The 4,795-nt window shown below is 60.9% G+C and carries 5 protein-coding genes; 2 read left to right on the top strand and 3 right to left on the bottom strand.

Going from position 1 to position 4,795, the window contains the following annotated elements; translation table 11 throughout:
- On the top strand, positions 1 to 289 hold a 289-nt coding region (locus JNL55_RS34570), incomplete at its 5' end, for a TSUP family transporter (RefSeq protein WP_293865632.1).
- A gap of 107 nt (positions 290 to 396) precedes the next feature.
- On the opposite strand, the gene JNL55_RS34565 is transcribed toward JNL55_RS34570, so the two are convergent.
- Complete coding sequence (locus tag JNL55_RS34565) at positions 397 to 747, bottom strand: hypothetical protein (RefSeq protein WP_293865629.1); 351 nt, start codon at positions 745 to 747, stop codon at positions 397 to 399.
- Positions 748 to 1,008: 261 nt separating this feature from the next.
- Here JNL55_RS34565 and JNL55_RS34560 point away from each other — a divergent pair, with 261 nt between their 5' ends.
- On the top strand, positions 1,009 to 2,238 hold the full coding sequence (locus JNL55_RS34560) for a sensor domain-containing diguanylate cyclase (protein WP_293865626.1): 1,230 nt from the start codon (positions 1,009 to 1,011) through the stop codon (positions 2,236 to 2,238).
- Between the two features lie 23 nt (positions 2,239 to 2,261).
- Here the strand turns inward: JNL55_RS34560 and JNL55_RS34555 are convergent, their stop codons facing one another.
- Together JNL55_RS34555 and JNL55_RS34550 are read right to left on the bottom strand one after the other, a co-directional pair.
- On the bottom strand, positions 2,262 to 3,260 hold the full coding sequence (locus JNL55_RS34555; protein WP_293865623.1) for a dipeptidase: 999 nt from the start codon (positions 3,258 to 3,260) through the stop codon (positions 2,262 to 2,264).
- A 98-nt stretch (positions 3,261 to 3,358) separates the two neighbouring features.
- Positions 3,359 to 4,795, bottom strand: a 1,437-nt coding sequence (locus JNL55_RS34550; RefSeq protein WP_293865620.1) for a serine hydrolase, incomplete at its 5' end; no start/stop codon positions are given.

Here is a 4,795-nt window from a genome sequence, read left to right as displayed (position 1 = left end):
CCCCGCCGTGCCCTATCTCGCCGGGCTCGGGTTGGCTCGCGATGAACTGGTACAAGCACTCGGCCTGTCGTTCACAGTCTCCACCGTCGCATTGGCTTTCGGCCTACTGTGGCACGACGCGTTGGAACTTCACTCCGTTTCTCTGTCCTTGTTCGCCACCCTTCCCGCCCTCGCCGGCATGCTGGCCGGCAGCTGGATCCGCCGTCGCGTCCCCGCGGAAAAATTCCGCCGCTGGTTTTTCGTTGGACTGGGGTTGCTGGCGCTGCATCTCATCTACTCGGCGCTCTAGCGCTATTCCGTTAGAAGGTTGCACCAACCGCGCGCAGCGACTCGATGCCGGTCCATTCGCAAGTTCCCAGGCCTGCCACACTGATTCTCATACCGACCAACACTCCATTAGTTGTACTCGACGATCATGCGACTCGAAACGATCTGCCAGGTGCCAGCGTTGCAATCGCCGTAGACGCTGATCGCCTTGCCGGCGAGCGTCGCCGCCAGGACCATGGCTAACCAATCTTTCTCGCGACCTGAGGGCGGGTTGATCAGGACCGATGTGATCGAACACGAGCTGCTTTGACCGGGGACGCTGATGGCGATACCGCCGTTGTTCACGGCAAGCACGATGCTGCCGGAACTGGTCTGCTCCACCCGCTGCAAATGATCGCTGACGCGCAAATACCAATCTGCTGCGTCGGCGGGGAGAGAGACAAATAAAAAGGAAGCGGAGACCAGCGCCAGCCTTAGCATGATTCGATTCACTCCCTGATTCACTGTGTCTAGTGATGGGCGGTAAGGTGCTACTGCCCCAATAACAAGTCAACAATCCCACCGCCCGGCACGCGCAAATTCAGGCATTCCCCGCAGCACCAACGTTGACTCCAATGCAACCCCCTTCGTAGCAGGTGGACTCAGTCAATGCCAGCCCTTTGGGCACAGCGACCGGCAATTCGTGACGTAGATTCCAAACAGATCACAGCCGAACCGTTAAGAACCGCTTAATCTCGTCCGATGATAAGGGGCGCGCCACTCAACCTCGCTGCGATTCCGGACTCGCCGTACGCGGCGGAGCTGCTGCGTGGCCAGTCGCAATTGCGCTTCAGCCCGGACCTCGAGGCGGAGTACGTGCGCGCTCACCTCATCGAGAGCCGCCTGATCATCCGTGTGATGTGCGCCCTCGGCGCCGTGCTGGCGGTCACTCGAACCGTCGAGCTCATGGCGACCGGTTCACCCATCGGCGGCAGCTTCCTCCCCATCGCTTTCGTCGCCTTCGTCTCGACGCTGCTGACAGCGATTGCCTGGAGCTCGACATTCGAGCGCCTGTTCGTCCCGTTTGCGCGCGTGATCGTGCCGATGCGAAACGTGATCGTGGCAGCCTGCATCGCCGCGGCGGCAGCCAAGGGTCAACGCGAAATGCTGATGGTCCTGCCGCTGTTGTTACTCGGCCCGTTTTTCTTCTTGGGCATGCACTATCGAACGGCGCTGTTCTCTGGTGTCGTGGCGACGCTGTCCTTCATAGCTCACGCCATCATCTTCGAACTCGCGATGCCGGTGGCTCTGCGATCCATCGCGCTCGTCATCGTGACATTGGTGGGCTGCGCCGCAGTGGCGCGACACGTGGAACGCCTGTCTCGCACGTCCTTCCTCGAAACTCGGCTGATCGCCCAGCTCGCCGAGCACGACACCCTGACCGGCACCAAGAATCGCCGCGTCTTCGACGAACACCTGGCTCGCGTTTGGTCGCAAGCCGCCTCGGATGGTCGCAAGATTGCGTTGCTGTTGATCGACGTCGACCATTTCAAAGCTTACAACGATCATTACGGCCACCAGGCCGGCGATCGCAGCCTGCGACAAATCGCTCAATGCTTGCAGTCGGTGGTGCGTGGCCCGCTAGATCTCTTGTCGCGCTATGGCGGTGAAGAGTTCGTCGCCCTGCTGTTCGATGTCGATGCCGAGCAGGCGACGAAGATCGCGGATCGCGTGCGTCAGTCCGTCAACGAACTGGGCATCGAACACCGCGGCTCACGCACGACTTCTATGATTACCATCAGCATCGGTGTCGCCGTCGTTGGGCCCGACCCCACGCGAACGCCTCGCGGCGCCTTGCAGCTCGCCGATCAAGCGCTCTACGCCGCCAAGGTCGGCGGCCGCAATCGGGTGCGGGTCATGAATGAGACGGACTATGGAATGCTGGTGACTGGCGTGTTCGCGCAGCCCGCTCGGGCGGCAGGGAATTCGTAGCTGTTGGCGAGTTCGGCGTTTTCTCAAGCGCCCCAGACTTTCTGATAGACCCGTAGCCAGTTTTCACCCAGAACTTTACGCACGTCTACGCTCGACCAGCCGCGACTGACGAGACCCGCGGCCACATTGGGCAACTGCCCGATATTCTCGAAGCCCTTCACGTAGAACCAGGGCATCTGTTGGCTATAGGCTTCCGGCGCCATGACAGAGCGATCGGACGGCGATACCCAACCCGGGGCGTTGCGACCCTCGATGAAGTCCGGCCCCAAGCCGATGTGATCGACCCCCACCAGTCGCTTCAAGTAATCGTATTGATCCAGATGCCGGTCGAGATCGACCTGAGGCGTGCGCGAGACATTGGCGTCATTGCGTGTACGCGCATGGAAGTCATTGAACGCCGAAACGCCGATCACACCTCCAGTCCTGGCGATGGCTTCGAGCAGCGCGTCAGTGGAGCACCGCGGGTTGTCGTTGAGTGCCCGCAAGTTGGTGTGACTGCAGATGACGGGAACACCGGCCGATAGAGCCAGTGCATCGAAGGAAGTCAGCTCGTTCGTGTGCCCACCGACATCCAATAGGATGCGCAACGAGTGAATCTCTTCCACCAAGCGGTGACCGGCACGCGTCAAGCCGATGTGCGGCTCCAGGCAGCCCGCGCCAAACCCGTTCGCGACGTTGTAGGCGATGCCGCAGATCCGCAATCCCAGCTCGTGGTAGGCGCGAAGATGGTCGATAGCGGGCCCTTCTCGTGTGCCGTCGATAAGCAGCCGTTCCGCCGACTGCCACCCGGCAACATGCGCAATCCTGCCCTGGTGGTGCAGGCGACGAATTTCGTCGACGCTCCTGGCTGGCGCGATGCGTGTCTTGTGCTCATCACAGAAACGCAGCGTGAACGCGAGATCCTGCAGGCCGCCCACGCTTCGGTGCCAACACCCCACCCCGCCGGCCTTCAATAAGTCGAGATATTCAACGCGTAGCGGCGAGGGATCCAATCCATTGACCACGAGCGCGGTGGGCGGCAACACATTTGTGTTCGCGCCAGCCCGTGCCGCCGATCCCAAAGTCGCCGCTCCTCCCAGAGCCAGAGTGCTCACGAACGTTCGTCGGCTGAATCCCGCAGTCATGGCGCCGGCGCGACACGCTTCAGCGTGGTATCGAATGCCGTCATCGCCACCGCCTTGCCGGTCTCATCGAGCATGAAGGTTGCAAAGCCTTGCCAGCCCAACGGCGACTTCGGGCGCAAACGAAACACATCGCGATGCCAATGCACCAATGTGCCGGAGAACGCCCCCTCGCCGGCGAAACTCAAGTTCAGTTCGCCCCGCTCGAACCCGATCTTGATTCGTCCCGAATGCAAGACCGCGTCCTCATACTCCCCGGCATACTCCTGCAGCGGCAATGACGGAGGAGCATTCCGCAATCGAGACTGCTGCAATTTTTCCTCCTCGGTGCGCGCTTGCACGATGGCATCCCGCGTGCGCATCGATAACTCCTGACTCCAATTGCGCGGCGAGGCTTTCAGCAGTTGGTCGATTGCGCGCAACGCGATCGCCATATGAAACGCATAACCATCTCCAAGCCTGCGACTGTTCGCTAGAACGACCACGCCTATGCGTTGGTCCGGCATCAGTGCCACATACGCAGGAAAACCTGCGATGCCACCGCCGTGTGACAAGTAGACGCTGTCGTGATAACGAGCCTTGAACCAACCCATGGCGTAACCTTCCGCGCTATCCGCGAGCGGGAACTGCACATGTTTGATGTGCAAGTTCTGGGTCGCGTGCAATTCACGCACCGTGGCCGGCTGTAGAACCTGGCGACCGCCAGAGCGTCCGTCGTTGAGATGGGGAATCATCCATGCCGCCATGTCACGAGCGCTCGATACGATCGAACCCGAGGCAGCCGCGTTGTCGTAGCTCTGCCATGCGAGCACATTGACGGCACCCCCGTCATCGCGAATGTGAGGCATGGCCACATTGCGGTCGCGCGCATCGTCGGCAGTTGGATGCGCCACCTTGGCCAAACCCCGATACGTTGGCGTCACAGACTGAGCATCCCAGAACTCGTACGGGCTCACCCCGCTGCGACTCATCCCCAGTGGTTGCAGTAACCGACTGCTGACGAACTCACCCCAGCTCATGCCGGAGGCGGCGGCGACAATCTTCCCTGCCACGCCATACATCAGATTGTTGTAGTTGAATGAATCCCGGAAACGATCCTGAGGCACGATGTAGCGCAGCTGCTCAGCCGCGGCGTCGGCATTCATGGTCGCGTAGATGAAATAGGGCGTCTCGGCAATGCCGCTTCGATGAACCACTGCGTCGCGAACGGTCAAATGACGAGTCAGCCAGGGATCCTGCAGCTGGAAATCCGGCAGATAGTCGAGCACCGGATCGTCCCAATGAAGCTTGCCCTGTTCCACCAACAATCCCAGCGCCGCCGTGGTAAACGCCTTGGTCGTCGAACCCACCTGGAACAGCGTATCCGGATCGATCCTGGCTGGCTTGCCATGCTCCCGCGCGCCGAAGCCACGCGCATAAACAACGGCATCCCCTTT

Source organism: Steroidobacter sp. (assembly GCF_016790065.1).
In the GTDB taxonomy this organism is placed as follows: Bacteria; Pseudomonadota; Gammaproteobacteria; order Steroidobacterales; family Steroidobacteraceae; genus Steroidobacter.
Note: the sequence above shows the minus strand (reverse complement) of the source record. Positions and strands in the feature narration are given on the sequence as shown.

What these genes read in the sequence shown, in the direction of transcription:
- JNL55_RS34565 (WP_293865629.1), bottom strand. Translation starts at nt 747, where the DNA reads ATGCTAAGGCTGGCGCTGGTCTCCGCTTCCTTTTTATTTGTCTCTCTC.
- JNL55_RS34560 (WP_293865626.1), top strand. Translation starts at nt 1,009, where the DNA reads ATGATAAGGGGCGCGCCACTCAACCTCGCTGCGATTCCGGACTCGCCG.